Annotated in this window: 19 protein-coding genes; all 19 read left to right on the forward strand. The window is 61.5% G+C overall.

The window, feature by feature from the left end; translation table 11 throughout:
- The first annotated feature begins 242 nt into the window (after window positions 1–242).
- The 19 genes from AB1609_00670 (at window position 243) to AB1609_00760 (ending at window position 13,497) form a co-directional block, all read left to right on the forward strand.
- Window positions 243–1,631 (forward strand): DUF5131 family protein, encoded by a 1,389-nt coding sequence (locus tag AB1609_00670; GenBank protein ID MEW6044989.1) that lies wholly within the window; start codon window positions 243–245, stop codon window positions 1,629–1,631.
- The gene (locus tag AB1609_00675) at window positions 1,631–1,819 is read left to right on the forward strand and encodes a hypothetical protein (GenBank protein ID MEW6044990.1); all 189 of its coding nucleotides are present in this window, start codon (window positions 1,631–1,633) and stop codon (window positions 1,817–1,819) included. The genes AB1609_00670 and AB1609_00675 overlap by 1 nt, the downstream gene beginning before the upstream one ends.
- Entirely contained in the window at window positions 1,813–2,118 is a 306-nt protein-coding gene (locus AB1609_00680; protein MEW6044991.1) for a hypothetical protein, read from the forward strand. Before AB1609_00675 ends, AB1609_00680 begins: the two co-directional genes overlap by 7 nt.
- The gene (locus AB1609_00685) at window positions 2,106–2,498 is read left to right on the forward strand and encodes a 3D domain-containing protein (protein MEW6044992.1); all 393 of its coding nucleotides are present in this window, start codon (window positions 2,106–2,108) and stop codon (window positions 2,496–2,498) included. Before AB1609_00680 ends, AB1609_00685 begins: the two co-directional genes overlap by 13 nt.
- A gap of 177 nt (window positions 2,499–2,675) precedes the next feature.
- Window positions 2,676–2,879, forward strand: a complete 204-nt coding sequence (locus AB1609_00690) for a hypothetical protein (protein ID MEW6044993.1) — start codon at window positions 2,676–2,678, stop codon at window positions 2,877–2,879.
- Window positions 2,880–3,247: 368 nt separating this feature from the next.
- Window positions 3,248–4,096: a DnaD domain protein gene (locus AB1609_00695; GenBank protein MEW6044994.1), complete on the forward strand. Its 849-nt coding sequence runs from the start codon at window positions 3,248–3,250 to the stop codon at window positions 4,094–4,096.
- Window positions 4,089–5,438, forward strand: coding sequence for a replicative DNA helicase (gene dnaB, locus AB1609_00700; GenBank protein MEW6044995.1), 1,350 nt, complete (start codon window positions 4,089–4,091; stop codon window positions 5,436–5,438). Before AB1609_00695 ends, dnaB begins: the two co-directional genes overlap by 8 nt.
- 2 nt (window positions 5,439–5,440) lie before the next feature.
- Window positions 5,441–5,695 (forward strand): hypothetical protein, encoded by a 255-nt coding sequence (locus AB1609_00705; protein MEW6044996.1) that lies wholly within the window; start codon window positions 5,441–5,443, stop codon window positions 5,693–5,695.
- A gap of 3 nt (window positions 5,696–5,698) precedes the next feature.
- Window positions 5,699–6,067: a hypothetical protein gene (locus tag AB1609_00710; protein ID MEW6044997.1), complete on the forward strand. Its 369-nt coding sequence runs from the start codon at window positions 5,699–5,701 to the stop codon at window positions 6,065–6,067.
- Window positions 6,060–6,440, forward strand: a complete 381-nt coding sequence (locus AB1609_00715; protein ID MEW6044998.1) for a RusA family crossover junction endodeoxyribonuclease — start codon at window positions 6,060–6,062, stop codon at window positions 6,438–6,440. The genes AB1609_00710 and AB1609_00715 overlap by 8 nt, the downstream gene beginning before the upstream one ends.
- Complete coding sequence (locus AB1609_00720) at window positions 6,433–6,600, forward strand: hypothetical protein (protein ID MEW6044999.1); 168 nt, start codon at window positions 6,433–6,435, stop codon at window positions 6,598–6,600. The genes AB1609_00715 and AB1609_00720 overlap by 8 nt, the downstream gene beginning before the upstream one ends.
- A gap of 120 nt (window positions 6,601–6,720) precedes the next feature.
- Complete coding sequence (locus tag AB1609_00725; protein MEW6045000.1) at window positions 6,721–7,263, forward strand: terminase small subunit; 543 nt, start codon at window positions 6,721–6,723, stop codon at window positions 7,261–7,263.
- Window positions 7,238–8,575 (forward strand): phage terminase large subunit, encoded by a 1,338-nt coding sequence (locus AB1609_00730; GenBank protein ID MEW6045001.1) that lies wholly within the window; start codon window positions 7,238–7,240, stop codon window positions 8,573–8,575. Before AB1609_00725 ends, AB1609_00730 begins: the two co-directional genes overlap by 26 nt.
- Window positions 8,576–8,584: 9 nt before the next feature.
- Window positions 8,585–10,462 (forward strand): hypothetical protein, encoded by a 1,878-nt coding sequence (locus tag AB1609_00735; protein MEW6045002.1) that lies wholly within the window; start codon window positions 8,585–8,587, stop codon window positions 10,460–10,462.
- Window positions 10,446–10,670, forward strand: coding sequence for a hypothetical protein (locus AB1609_00740; GenBank protein ID MEW6045003.1), 225 nt, complete (start codon window positions 10,446–10,448; stop codon window positions 10,668–10,670). Before AB1609_00735 ends, AB1609_00740 begins: the two co-directional genes overlap by 17 nt.
- A gap of 285 nt (window positions 10,671–10,955) precedes the next feature.
- Entirely contained in the window at window positions 10,956–11,210 is a 255-nt protein-coding gene (locus AB1609_00745; GenBank protein ID MEW6045004.1) for a hypothetical protein, read from the forward strand.
- Window positions 11,211–11,213: 3 nt separating this feature from the next.
- The gene (locus tag AB1609_00750; protein ID MEW6045005.1) at window positions 11,214–11,987 is read left to right on the forward strand and encodes a hypothetical protein; all 774 of its coding nucleotides are present in this window, start codon (window positions 11,214–11,216) and stop codon (window positions 11,985–11,987) included.
- A 26-nt stretch (window positions 11,988–12,013) separates the two neighbouring features.
- Window positions 12,014–13,132, forward strand: coding sequence for a DUF5309 family protein (locus tag AB1609_00755; protein MEW6045006.1), 1,119 nt, complete (start codon window positions 12,014–12,016; stop codon window positions 13,130–13,132).
- Between the two features lie 65 nt (window positions 13,133–13,197).
- Entirely contained in the window at window positions 13,198–13,497 is a 300-nt protein-coding gene (locus AB1609_00760) for a hypothetical protein (protein MEW6045007.1), read from the forward strand.
- The last annotated feature ends 4 nt before the right edge of the window (window positions 13,498–13,501 follow it).

Raw genomic sequence — 13,501 nt, forward strand, 5'->3', positions numbered from 1 at the left:
ACATCAAGGAAGCTGTGGACAACGAAGTCGCCAAGCTCAAGGCGGCCCTGGATGGCTATCTGATTCTTGCCGGAGCCCCTAAGTAGGGGTTGGTCAACATCCTCTGTCAAGGGTAGAGGCTCCGGCCTCTACCGGAGCGCCCTGCTGGGCGTTGCGGTGGGGGCGACCCCTCCCGGCGCGGATTTCGCGGGCTTCGCGGGTAGCCGCCGCGCCGGGACCTTAAATGAAGCGAGGTGACGAACATGGGCCAGACCAAGATAGAGTGGGCCACCGACGTATGGAACCCCGTGACGGGCTGTACTCCCGTGTCAGAGGGTTGCGCGAACTGCTACGCGAAGCGGATGGCCCACCGGCTCCGGGGCCGGTTTGGGTACCCGGCTGATGATCCGTTCCGCGTGACATTGCACCCGGAGCGGCTGGAGGAACCGATGCGGTGGAAGAAGCCCCGGCGGGTGTTTACGGGTAGTATGACCGACCTCTTCCATGAAGAAGTCCCGGACGACTTCCTCGACCACATTTTCGCTGTAATGGCTCTTTGTCCGCAACACACATTTCTGCTTTTAACGAAACGCCCCGAGAGAATGCGATCCTATCTAGCCAATGCCTCAAGGCCGTTTGCTGTCCAGAAAACGATGGACGGGATCAGTATCGATTTAGCTACCAAGCCAGCGACCAAAGAAGAGTGGCGGGCCGTGCTTGGATATGAGGGCTTTTATGAAGTTTCAGACCATGGGCGCGTACGGAGAGTTGGTGGTGGCACCAAGGGCCGGAGGACCCCAGAGGGAATACTGCGTCCCCGGGCCACAAGAGGGGGTTATTATTCAGTCTGCCTATCCCTCGGGGCACAGGTGCGCCAGGTTCGGATTAACCGGCTGGTACTTGAGGCGTTTGTTGGTCCGCCCCCATCCCCTGATGCTGAAGCGCGTCATCGTAATGGTGACCGAACAGACAACAGAATCGAAAACCTTTGCTGGGGATCAAAGAAGGATAACATGGCTGACGCCTCCCGACACGGTACCGCTGGCGTTTGGGCCAAGAGCCAAGCCAAATTCACCGCAGAGCAGGTAGCGGAGATACGTGATCTTCGCGCGAAGGGGCTAAAGCTTGACGACATAGCAGCCCAATACGGTACAACCCGTAAGCATATCTCCGCAATTTGTTTGGGGCATAAATACCGGCTCCCAGCGATACCATGGCCCCTGTCCAACGTCTGGCTCGGAGTCACCGCCGAGAACCAGGCCCGCGCCGATGAGCGGATTCCGATACTGTTGCAGATACCGGCTGCGGTGCGGTTTGTGAGCGTGGAACCGATGTTGGGGCCGGTGGAACTTTCGGAATATCTTAGCCCCAAGTTTTATGCGAGCGAAGAAAAACCAGCGCCGCTCGGTATTAACACCAAGCCATACAGAGCAGCAAGGCTCAGGGGAGCTATAAGTTGGGTGATCTGCGGCGTTGAAACCGGCCCCAACCGCCGTTCCGTGAGCCTGGACGACATCCGTCTCCTGCGCGACCAGGCGGTTGCCGCCGGGGTGCCCTTCTTCCTCAAGTCGGCCGAGATCGACGGGCGGATGGTTAAGATGCCTAAGCTCGACGGCCGCACCTGGGACGAGGCCCCGGAGGTGGGGCGGTGATGCGCTGGGGAGATAACACGGCCGCGCCACGGTACATCAGCAGAACCACCCGCCCCGTCAACGTCCAGAAGCCCCGCCGGGTGTGGCGCTGGTACCGGTGTAAGCCGCTCGTCTGGCTGCTCACGGCGGCGGTCCTGGCGGGGTGGGCGTTCATCTGGTTCGCCTGGGGGTGCATGTGGCCGTGGTAACTCCTACTGATAGGCCCGATGACATCACGATCTGCAAGGCAGCCCTGGAGCAATGGGGTATCGTCGGACAGGTCGTTATGGTCTTCGAGGAGATGGCCGAACTGCAGAAGGAGCTGACCAAATACCTGCGCGGGCAGCGGCATTTCAGCCGTATAGCCGAGGAGATAGCGGACGTGGAGATTATGCTCCTGCAGATGATGATCCTGTTTGACTGCGCTGATCAGGTGGCCGAGAAGCGGGACCAAAAGCTGACCCGATTGTGGGGGCGGCTGAAGGGGGAAGAGCGGTGCGCTTTTTAGATGTAGCCCTGGCCCTCGTGGCGGCCCTGGTGGTTGCCGTCCCGCCCGCGGAAGCGCCGGCGACCTGGCGGCCGCTCCCAAGGCCGGCGGAAAACCTGGTCCGCGAAGACCTGCAGCTCGTGGTCGAGGCGACGGCCTACAGTTACGGTTGCGGTAACGGCGACGGGGTAACGGCCACCGGGACACCGGTCCGCTGGGGCGTGGTGGCCGTGGATCCCCAGATCATCCCGCTCGGCAGCCGGGTGGAGATCGCCGGTCTGGGTGTGTTCCAGGCCGAGGATACCGGCGGGGCGATTAAGGGCAGCCGGATTGATATCTGGATGCCGAGCCGGGGGATGGCCCTGCAGTGGGGACGCCGGACAGTGACGGTCAAATTCTGAGGTAGGAGGGACCGGCATGACGTGCTTTACGTGTGGCCAGCCGGGGGCTAAACGTTGGCGGGGAATCGAGCAACCACTGTGTATGGTCTGCCATACCGAACACGTGTGGCGTAATGAGGCCCAGGCGGCTCTTGGTCGGGCGGCGGTGAAAGCGATGCGTAAGGTGGGTGAGCATCCGTGTTCATCATCTTTAACCCCGACGGTACCACCTACGAGGAGCGGCCGGTAGAGTGGATTATCCTGCCCCCGTATCCGGCCGGGCTTGATGAGCGCTGCCGGCGCCCGATTCTGCAAGTTGACATTGTGACGGGGGCCAAGCTTGTGGACCGCCTGGACGCCATCTTCAGGGGCCGTGTTCGGCGGGCCGAGGAGGAGGGGTAAAGATGGCCGGCCTACTCGTTGTGATCCTCTTTGCAGCCGCGTCGCTGTTGGCTTTGGGCCTGCTTGTGGAACGGCAGGAGAATAAAAAGTGTCGGGGCGGTTCCTCGGCGGTTCCGGAAAGTTCTAAAAAGTCCGTAGGTGATGCCTAAATGATTATCCACTGCCGCGACTGCCCGATGGCAAACAAAGATGAAATCGATGAACTAGTGTTCTGCACGCTCTTTAAAGAGTACCGGCGGGCAGACTGGTTCTGCACTACAACGTTGGCTCAGGTCCTGCCGTTCTACGAGCGGATGGGGCGGTTTATTGAACTTTTTGCTCGTGATGGATCAGGCGATAGAGATTGATTAGAGAACGGGGGCGGGACGGTGGCCTGGATAGAGCTGCACCAATCACTACCAAGTCACAGGAAAACACTAATAGCGGCAGAGTTACTTAACATACCGCCGGTTCACTTTGTAGGACACATTACGACGTTTTGGTTGTGGTGTCTGGATAACGTTCCGGATGGCATTCTAGCCGGGATCTCGCCCAGGATGATCGCCAGGGCAGCCCAGTGGGAAGGCGATCCCGATCAGTTCTTCTCGGCTTTGGTGCAGGCAGGCTTTGTTGACATCGACCAGGCCGAGGTGCCAGAGATCCACGATTGGCATGATTATGCAGGCAGGCTTGTTGAGCGCCGGCGTGCGGACGCGGAGAGGAAAAGGGCGGAGAGGAAAAGGAAGGAACGCGGACAAAAGCAGGATGTCCGACGGATGTCCGACGGATGTCCGACGGATGTTCCACAGGATAGCAGCCGGATGTCCTGCGTAACCAAACCTAACCTAACCAAACATGATCATGATCATGTTAAGGATCATGATGCTAAAGTGGTACATGCCTGCGAGGCTTTCCTTGGTCGCCTTATCTCCCAAAGAGACATTGAGATGATCAACAACTGGGACTATCCCTTGGAGATCATACAAGAGGCCATGCGACGAGCCGCGGCTAAGGGCGGCAAATCCCTACGTTACGTCGATACGATCTTGGTGTCCTGGGCGGCGAAAGGGTGGACGACCCTGGCACAGATCCGGCGCAACGACCCGCCCGGCAAGTCGCGAGCACGAGCACCGGACAACGTCAACGCGGACGAGGAAAGGAGTGGACCGTACGTTCCGGGACCGGAAGAGACTCGTCAACTGATTAACGAGCTTTTGGGCGGTGATGCCGGTGGCTAAGGTCGAGGCCTTGATGCCTCAAGCTTTAGATGCAGAACAAGCGTTGCTTGCACTTTGCATGACCATTCCTGATGCTGCTATCACAGCCGCGGACCTTTTGCGCCCAGCCGACATGTATACTCCGCAGCACCAGGCCGCGTTTACGGCTGTTTGTTCCCTAGTTGCCGCTGGAAAACCTGTAGACTTAGTTACGTTGAGCGATGAGTTACGCAAGAAGGGTGATCTCGATACTGTCGGCGGGGCAAGTTATCTCGCGTCGCTGCTGGATCTGCCAGGAGTAGATGTGCCAACTAGCCCGGGTAGCCTGGAATATTATGCTCAAATGATCCGTAAAGCGGCAACTAAGCGCAGATTAATGCACGCCGGCCGCGCAATCGCGGCTCTAGCTAGTGACGATGGCGACACTGAGGACGTGATGGCTAGGGCCGAGGCTCTACTTGCTGATGTCAGTAGAGGAGCAGAAATCGCTGAGGCGCAGCTCCTCGGTTCCGTGGCGGAGGCCCGGTGGCGTGAGATGTACCGGCAACGCCATGAGCGCCAGCCGGTCGGGATCGCCACCGGGTTCCCGGATCTTGACGTGATTTTGGGGGGCTTGCAGCCTGCCGACCTGATCGTCCTTGCTGCGCGTCCGTCGATGGGGAAGACGGCGCTGGCTTTGCAGGTGGCGTACAACGTAGCAGAGCTCGAGATGGCGCCGGTGGTCGTCTTTTCTGCCGAGATGTCCGCAGGCTGTCTGGCCGATCGGTTGGTTTGCATGCGCGCCGGGGTCAACAGCTTCGCCGCCCGTGCGCGGCGGTTGTCCGAGGATGATTGGGAGGCCGCCGTGGACGCGGCTTATGGACTGAGCGATATTCCGCTTTATGTCGACGACTCCGCCGAGCTGACGACGACCAATATCCGCAGCCGTGCGCGGCGGCTTAAAGCGAAACACGGACGCCTGGGGCTCATCGTGATCGACTACCTGGGCTTGCTGCAGGACCCCGTCGAGCGCGGGGAATCGCAGACGGTGCGCATCGGCCGGATGACGCGCCGGTGCAAGGCCCTGGCGAAGGAATGCGGGTGCCCGGTCGTCCTGCTGTCCCAGCTCTCCCGCGCGGTGGAACTGCGGCAGAACAAGCGGCCGCAGATGTCCGACCTGCGTGACAGCGGCGAGATCGAGCAGCATGCCGACGTGGTACTGTTCATCTACCGGGACGACTACTACAACCAGGACAGTGACCGGAAGGGCGTCGCGGAGATCATCGTCGCCAAGCAACGGAATGGCCCGACGGGGACCGCCGAACTGGTTTGGGACGCCGGCAAGGTCCGGTTCCTCAATCTTGCGAAAGGAGTGACCCTGTGAGCATGACCGAGACTCTTTGCAACACCTGCTGCTGGACTACGGCCGTCCACTGTGCCTTTATCGGCCGGGGGGACAAGACAGGACTCAAGCTACGGCAGAAAGTCCAGGTCATCGACGGCAATCGCAAACTGATGCTCTACCAGGTCGTGCGCTGCCCGCGATACCGGGAGGGCCCCCTCCCGCCGCTCGGGGCAGTAGTGCCGGCGGGAGTGCGGGCGTCGACCGGGCGCGAGTGCGTGCTCAATGTGGGGGTGTAGCCGGTGATCTTGAGTCAGGACGAGCTCACCGAAAAATGCCGTCTGTGGCAGCGGCGGCTCCGGCTACAGGACTGGGATATCGTCACCAAGATCGTCAGGGCGGACGATATGCACTCCGACGGCCAGGGCGAATGCATGTGGGTGATCGAGCGCAAAGAGGCCATCATCAAGCTGCTTGATCCGGTCGACTACTCGCCCAGGTCGCCGTTTGAGCAAGACCATGAGCGGACCCTGGTCCACGAGTTGCTGCACCTGCACTTCGCCCCGTTCACGGCCAAGGACGGGACGCCGGAGGATGTCGCTCAGGAGCAAGCGATCCAGTGTTTAGCAAAGGCCCTGGTGGCCCTGGCGAGGGGTGAGGCCAGTGGATGAGATCAAGATCGTCGTCCCTGGCCGCCCGGTCGCCAAAGCCCGGCCGCGGATCGGTTACGCCGGGCGCAAGGTTATGCTCTACACCCCCGAGGAGACGGTCGAATACGAGCGGCGGGTGCATACCTTCGGCCGGCTGGCGATGCAGGGGCGGGAGCTGGTGCGCGGCCTCGTGGTAGTCACCATGCGCCTGTACTTTGCCCGGCGGGCGCGCAAGAGCCTGCCCGACACAGACAACGTCGTCAAGGCGATCTTGGACGGTCTCAGCGGCGCCGTCTACGTCGACGACCAACAGGTGGCGCGCATTGTGGCGGAGCGGTTCATCGACCGGGATGAGCGGGCCGAAATCGTGGTGGAGGAGGTCGAGTATGGCTAAAGTCATCAATATCCGCGAGAGAGTGGTCGCGGAGCTGGAGAAAGTGATGGAGCTGGCCCGCGAAGGGAGGCTGACCTGCTTCGTCCTGGCCGGCAACCTGCAGGTGGACGTGTTAATGGGGCTGTTGGAACTGCGGGCGGAAGAACTGACGGACGAGTAAGATTCTTCTTCCACACTTCGCCAAAGTGTGCTATGCTCAAATCAACAGAAAACCCACCTAGACCTGCGGTCACGCTGGCCCTTCAGGTCTGGGTGGGTTTGTCGTTTTAGGGGTGGTGCAATGACCGAACGGACCACGCTGACCAACCGGGAAAAGGTTTTCGTACAGGAGTACCTGATCGACCTGAACCACCGGCGAGCTGCGGAGAGGGCCGGCTACAAAGCGTCGAGCGCCGACAAGATGGGCAGACGGCTTTTGGCCCGTCCGCGTGTGCAGGCCGCCATTGCCGCAGCTATGGCCGAGCGGGCGCAGCGCACCAAGATCACCCAGGACGCTGTCATCGAGCAGCTGGCCAAGATCGCGTTCGCCGACCTCAAGGACTTCGTGAGCTTCGGCCCGCATGGGGTGGAGATCCGCGACTCAAACCTGGTCGACGGGACGGTCCTGTCGGAGGTCAGCCAGATCGTCAGCAAGAACGGCGGCAGCCAGCGCGTGAAGCTCCACGACAAGCTCAAGGCGTTGGAGCTGTTGGGGAAGCACCTGGGGATGTTTGTTGACCGGCAGGAGATCACCGGGCCGAACGGCGGCCCGTTACGTATAGAGATCCCCGGACTAAACCCGGAGGTGTACGGTCACGGTGGTCGTGGCGAAGGTACCGACTGATGGGCCGGTATGGGCGGCCACGCCCCGCCAAGCGCTGTTCCTCAACGCCGCCGAGGACGAGGTCCTGTACGGCGGCGCGGCGGGTGGCGGCAAATCGGACGCCCTGCTGATGTTCTCCATCCTGCGCCGGATCGCCATACCGGGCAGCCGGGGCCTGATACTACGGAGGACGTTCCCAGAGCTTGAGCGGTCGCTGATCCTGCGCTCGTTGGAGCTGTTAGCCGGCAGGGGCGCTGCCTATCAGGCACAGTACAAGCGGTGGCGTTTCCCTAATGGCAGCCTGCTGGAGTTTGGTTACTGCGAGCGCGATGAGGACGTTTACAAGTATCAATCGGCCGAATATGAGGATATCTGTTTCGATGAGCTGACGCAGTTCACAGAGTTCCAGTTTACCTACCTGATGAGCCGGTGCCGGACCACCAAGTCCGGGGTGCGGACGCTGATCAGGGCGGCCACCAACCCGGGCGGGGTCGGACATGGATGGGTACGTTCCAGGTTTATCGACATCGCCCCTTGGGGCGAGAGGTATACAGATCCTGAAACGGGCCGGACCAGGCGCTTTATCCCGGCCAAGCTCGTTGACAACCCTTATCTTGCTGGCGGGCAGTATGAACGCATGTTGGCTCAGCTGCCGGAGGCCGAGAGGCGCGCCCTCCGTGACGGCGACTGGGACGTGTTCGCTGGCCAGGTGTTCAAGGAGTTTTCGCGGGATGCGCACGTCATCGAGCCCTTTCCCATCCCGGCTGGCTGGCGGCGCTGGCGGGCGCTCGACTTCGGTTTCACCAATCCGGCCTGCGTCCTGTGGCTGGCCCTGGGACCGGACGAGACGGTCTACGTCTACCGTGAGTTGTACGTCACTGGGATGCGGGCCGCCGAGCTGGCGCAGAGGGTCGTCGAGATGAGCCGTGGAGAGAGCATTACCCTGACCCTGGCCGACCCGGCGATCTTCGCCAAGACGGGCCACGAGGGCGAGAGTATAGCGGAGACAATGCGGCAAAACGGCCTACCGTGCCAGAAGGCCGACAACGACCGCCTGGCCGGGAAGCAGCGGGTGCACGACTACCTGACGGTTTTCGAGGGCTGGGACGGCAATCCCACCAGCCGGCTAAAGATCTTCTCAACATGCACCAACCTTATCCGGACATTGCCGCAGTTGGTGTACGACAAGACCCGCCCCGAGGATGTGGACACTGACGGCGAGGACCACGCCTACGACGCGCTGCGGTATGCCTTGATGAACCGACCGGCTGTAGCGACCAAGAGGAGACAGCCGAACGTGCCAGCGGGGATTTCGAGCATCACGGGCTATTAGGAGGCCAACATGTCGACCGATACGCGGGAACTTACCGGGGAACTGTTAAGCCGCTTTAACTACGCAGATTCGTGGCGCCAGCAGTACGACGAGCGTGCGCTGCGCTGGTATAAGCTTTACGTCGGCTGGCGGGACGAGCTACCGAAGCAGCTCAAAGGGCGCTCGAACCTGCACATTCCCCGGACATATGAAGAGGTCGACACCCTTCGTTCGCGGATAATGAAGGCCATCTTTGCCTCGCGCCCGTACATCGACTTCATCCCCAGGCCGCGGTACGCGGTCGACCCGGAGCTGATCCCTGAGCTGGAGGCGAAGGCCCAGTTGGCCGGGGCACTGGTCGACGACCAGCTATCGAATCTGGTCCCTGCGTTCTACGACTTCGTGACGTGCTTCTTGGTCTACCCGGCGGCCGTCGCCTCGGTCGGCTGGCGCTACGAGACGCGGCGGGTGCGCGTCAAACAGCAACGCATCCTGCCACCGTCCCCCCTGCAAGCCCTGCTGGCCCGGGTGAGGGGCGTCGAGCCGGTGCCGACAGTGGTGACGGAGGAAGTGGAGCAAGAGTCCGTCGAGTACGACGACAACGATATTCATTCCGTGGACTACTTCGACTTCTGGCCGGACCCCCGCGGGCGCGACCTGGACACCTGCCGGTTCGTCTTCCACCGGGAATGGTGTACGGAGCGGGAACTGCGGGACAAGCTGGAACTGCTCCGGCGGGCCGGGGGCGGCACCGTCTACGAGCCGGACGATTGGGAGGCCCTGGTGAGCGCCGGCGGGAGTCTCCAGGACGGCCGGGAAGACCGCCTGGCGGCGATCGGCCTGGGGAGCGAATCCGGCCAGGGCTTCTGGCGGGAGCCGCGCAAGGGGTACCTGATCGAGCTTCTGCACTATTGGGAGGACGACAGGCACGCCATCATTGCCAACCGGTACGAGCTTGTTTATGACGGCCCGAACCCCTACCACCGGCACGGGAAGAAACCGTTTATCGCCACCAGCTTCGAGCCCTTGCCGGGCGAGTTCTACGGCCTGTCGGCGGTGCAGATCATCGAGCACCTGCAGCACGAGCTGAACACCACGCGGAACCAGCGCATCGACAACGTTTCCTTGGTCCTCAACCGTATGTGGAAGGTGCGCCGGTCGGCGGAAGTAAACCCGGACGAGCTGATCAGCCGGCCGCACGGGGTTATTTGGGTGGACAGCCCCGACGACGTGACCGAGCTGGCAATGACCGACGTCACGTCGTCGAGCTACAACGAAGAGCGCGTCATCAAGGAGGACATGGAGAACGCCCTCGGGGTGCCGGCGGTGGTGCGGGGCGTGAACCCGGCGCGCCGGGAAACGGCAACCGAGGTCGTCACGAAGAACACTTCAGCCGGCTTCCGGTTCGACGTGAAGGTGATGCTCTACGAGGCCCTGTGCTTGAAGCGCCTGGCGTACCTGATGGACTGCAACAATCAGCAGTTCATCGACGAGGCCCGCGTCGTCAGGATGTTCGGCCCAGCCGGTGTCGAGTGGCGGCGGGTGGAACCCTGGGAGCTGGCCGGGGAGCGGGATTATGCCCCCGCGGGAAGCAGTGTGGACACGATGGCCAACAGGGAGGCCCGTCGAGCCCAGCTCAACGAGGTTATGAGCATCATCCTGAAGACAGGGAACCCGTATGTTGACGTCTACGAATTGACGAAACTTTGGCTTGAGTCTTACGACATCCGGTCGGTTGACAAGCTGCTGAAGCGACCTGAAGAGCTGGCCCAAGCTGCGGCCGTCCCGGGAGGGGGCCCGGCACCGCCTGGGATGCTGATGCCGGGTGCCGGACAGATGCCGGCCCAAATGGGTCCGGAGCAGATCGCGATGGTACAACAGGCGCTGGGAGGTGGAACACCTGGCTAAGACTTACAAAGGCAAATCCCTGGCCCCCGGTGGCGGCGGCCGCTTCGCCCGGATGGTGGACAAGCTGCAGGCCCAGGGGAAGAGTGCGGAGAGCGCCCGGGCGATAGCGGCGAGCATCGGCCGGAAGAAGTACGGGGCCAAGCAAATGGCCAAGTGGGCGGCCAACGCCCTGCGGGCAGCCAAGCGGGGCAAGCGGGGAAGGAAGTGAAATAAATGGCACGCAAGGTCGCGTCCAAAAGAGTCTACGATGAAGCCGTTCAAGCCGTTCCAACGCTGTACCTTGATGACCTCGCTATCCCAGCGGCTCTTAGCCAAGCCCGTCCAGGAGACAAGATCAGGGCGGTGGTTGTCGGGCGGGTAGTCTCCAGGGCCGAACACCAGAATGAAAAGACGACATCGAGATCACTGTCTATCGCGCTGAGCAAGATCACGCCGTTGACCGCCGGGGAGATGGCTGCAGACGCGCTGAAGTCGGCAAAACGGGGGCGGAAGCGTGGACGCGGATAAAGCCCTGCGCGAGGGGGAACTCCTGGAAGCGCTGACGAGGACGCCAGGATGGCTGCTGGTGGATCAGCATATCCAGGGCCAGGTTGAGGCCCGCCTGAGGGAGTTGGAGCGAACAAAGTTTGATGACCTGGCCCAGGTCGCCCGCATCCAGGGAGAAATCGCGGGCTTGAGGGCAATCAATACATACCTGCAAGACCGCCTGCGGCGATATGCCGAGGCGCTGCAGAAAGGAGACCGATAACTTATGCCTGACGACAAGAAACTCCTCGACAGCATCTTCCCGGGCGAGGACACCGGAGACGAGATGCCCGAGGAGGACAACGCTGGCGACGAGGCCCCGGGCGATGATCCCGGACACGCCAACGACGACCAGCAGGAAACGACCGAACGGCTGTACGCCGGTAAGTACAAGACCATCGAGGAACTGGAAGCGGCGTACAAGGAAGCCGAGCGCAACTTCCACGGTGACCGCCAGGAGCGCGCCGAGCTCCGCCGTGAACTCGAAGAGCTCAAGGCTGCCCTTCACAAGCCGAAGGAGACCAGCCCGGAGGATCTGGAGAGGCGGCGCCAGGAGCTGCTCGACCGCCTGGCGGAAGAGCCGGACAAGGTAATCGAGGAGCTGGCCGAGCGGATCGCCGAGCGGAAGGTGCAGGAACTGCGGCAGGCTTACGACCCGGTGGTTATGCAGCAGGCGTACAACCTGCAGGTACAGCACTTTATGAACGCTGTGCCGGACGCCGGCGAGTACATTGACGCGATGTTGGAGATCGTTCAGGCCAATCCGGAACTGGCCGCCCAGCCGGATTGGCTGGAGAGGACGTATATGCAGGCCAAGCTGGCGAGGCTCGAAGTCAAGCTTGCCGAGAGCGGCAAGAGCGGCCAGGCTGACGCCAAGCGGGCGGCGCAGATGCCCCGGAGTGGGGGCGGCGAGAAGCCGGCCCCGAAGTCCGAGAATGAGCGGTTAAAGGAGAGTATCTTCGGAGCCCCGACGACGGGCCGGAAGATCTTCGACGACTGAAAACGGTAACAAGGAGTGGATGTTAGATGCCCGTACTGACTTTTGACCTTGACTTTCAACGGCGGGACATAGACGTGTCGGACGAAATTGCTCGGTACGTCCCGAATGAGACGCCGTTCACGGTCGTGCTCCTCCAGAGCCGGAAGAAGAAGACTAACACCGCCGAGTTCTACTGGTGGGAAGAGGACGTCTACGGATACTGGAGCCAGGTGAACAATGCTACCGGGTACCTGGCGACCGACACCAATATCGTTGTTGACGACGGAACTCTCTTCAAGGCAAAGGACATCGTGAAGGTCCCGCGTACCGGTGAAATCATGTTCATCACCGCCGTCAACGGCAACACCATCACCGTCATCCGTGGCTACGGTGAGACGGCGGCCGCTGCGCTGAATGACAATGACTACGTCCTGAACCTTGGGAACGCGATGGAAGAGCGTTCCGACGTGCCCGAGGAAAAGGTCAAGCAGCCGACCAAAGTCTACAACTACTGCGGTATCCTGCGTACCCCGTTTGGTGGTTCCGGAACGGTCCTGGCTGAGCAGCAGATCACCAACGAGCAGGAGCGGGCTCGCCTCACCAGGTCCAAGGGCATCGATCACCGCTTGGCGCTGGAGCGGCAGATCCTCTTTGGCGAACGCAAGGAGGACGCCGCCAATAAGCGCCGGATGTCCCGCGGCCTGGAGAAGTTCATCAACACAAACATCTACGACGCTGGCGGAGTTTGTACCGAGGACGAGTTCATCACCAACGTCTGTGAGCCGTTGTTCAGGTACGGCTCCCGTACCAAGCTCTGGATCGCGTCGGCCCGTCACATTTCGATAGTCACTGCATGGGCGAAAGACAAGCTCCGGATCTCCCAGGACGCCAAAGCCTACGGTTTGGAGCTCCAGGAGTACGTCTCTCCGCACGGCCGGCTGATTATTGCCCCGTCAAAGGCCCTGGAGCAGTACTACGCCTACCACAGCTTCTTTGTCGATATGAAGTATGTCCGGATCCGGCCGCTACGTGACACCACGCTGCGCCGCAACATCCACAACCCTGGCGTGGACGGCTTCCTGGACGAGTACCTGACCGAGGCCGGCCTGGAACTCAAGGTCGAGAAGGCCCACGCCATTCTCAAGAACGCCATCAGCGCTGCCTAAGAACGACGGGGCGGGTAACCATTCCCGCCCCATACCCTAAACCATGCACAGAGGAGAGATCCCGAATGCCGGAAGTGGAATTCAGGAGCGCCTATAAGGGGATCGCTTACAAGGTCCCGGGAACCGACAAGGTTGCAAGGTTCCAGAACGGCAAGCTGGTCACCGAGGATAAGCAGGTGATTGCCTGCCTTCGTAAGCATGACGACTACGGGACCACGTTGACCGAGGTGGGCAAGGCCAAGGGGGCCTTGACGCCAGGTGTCGTCTTCTGCCCTGTGGAAGACTGCAAGAAGGTCTTCAAAACCGAGCAGGAACTGGCCGATCACTTGGCGGCGGAACACCCGGACCATAGCCCGGCGAAGTAACGGA

The organism is Bacillota bacterium, from assembly GCA_040754675.1.
In the GTDB taxonomy this organism is placed as follows: Bacteria; Bacillota; Limnochordia; order Limnochordales; family Geochordaceae; genus Geochorda.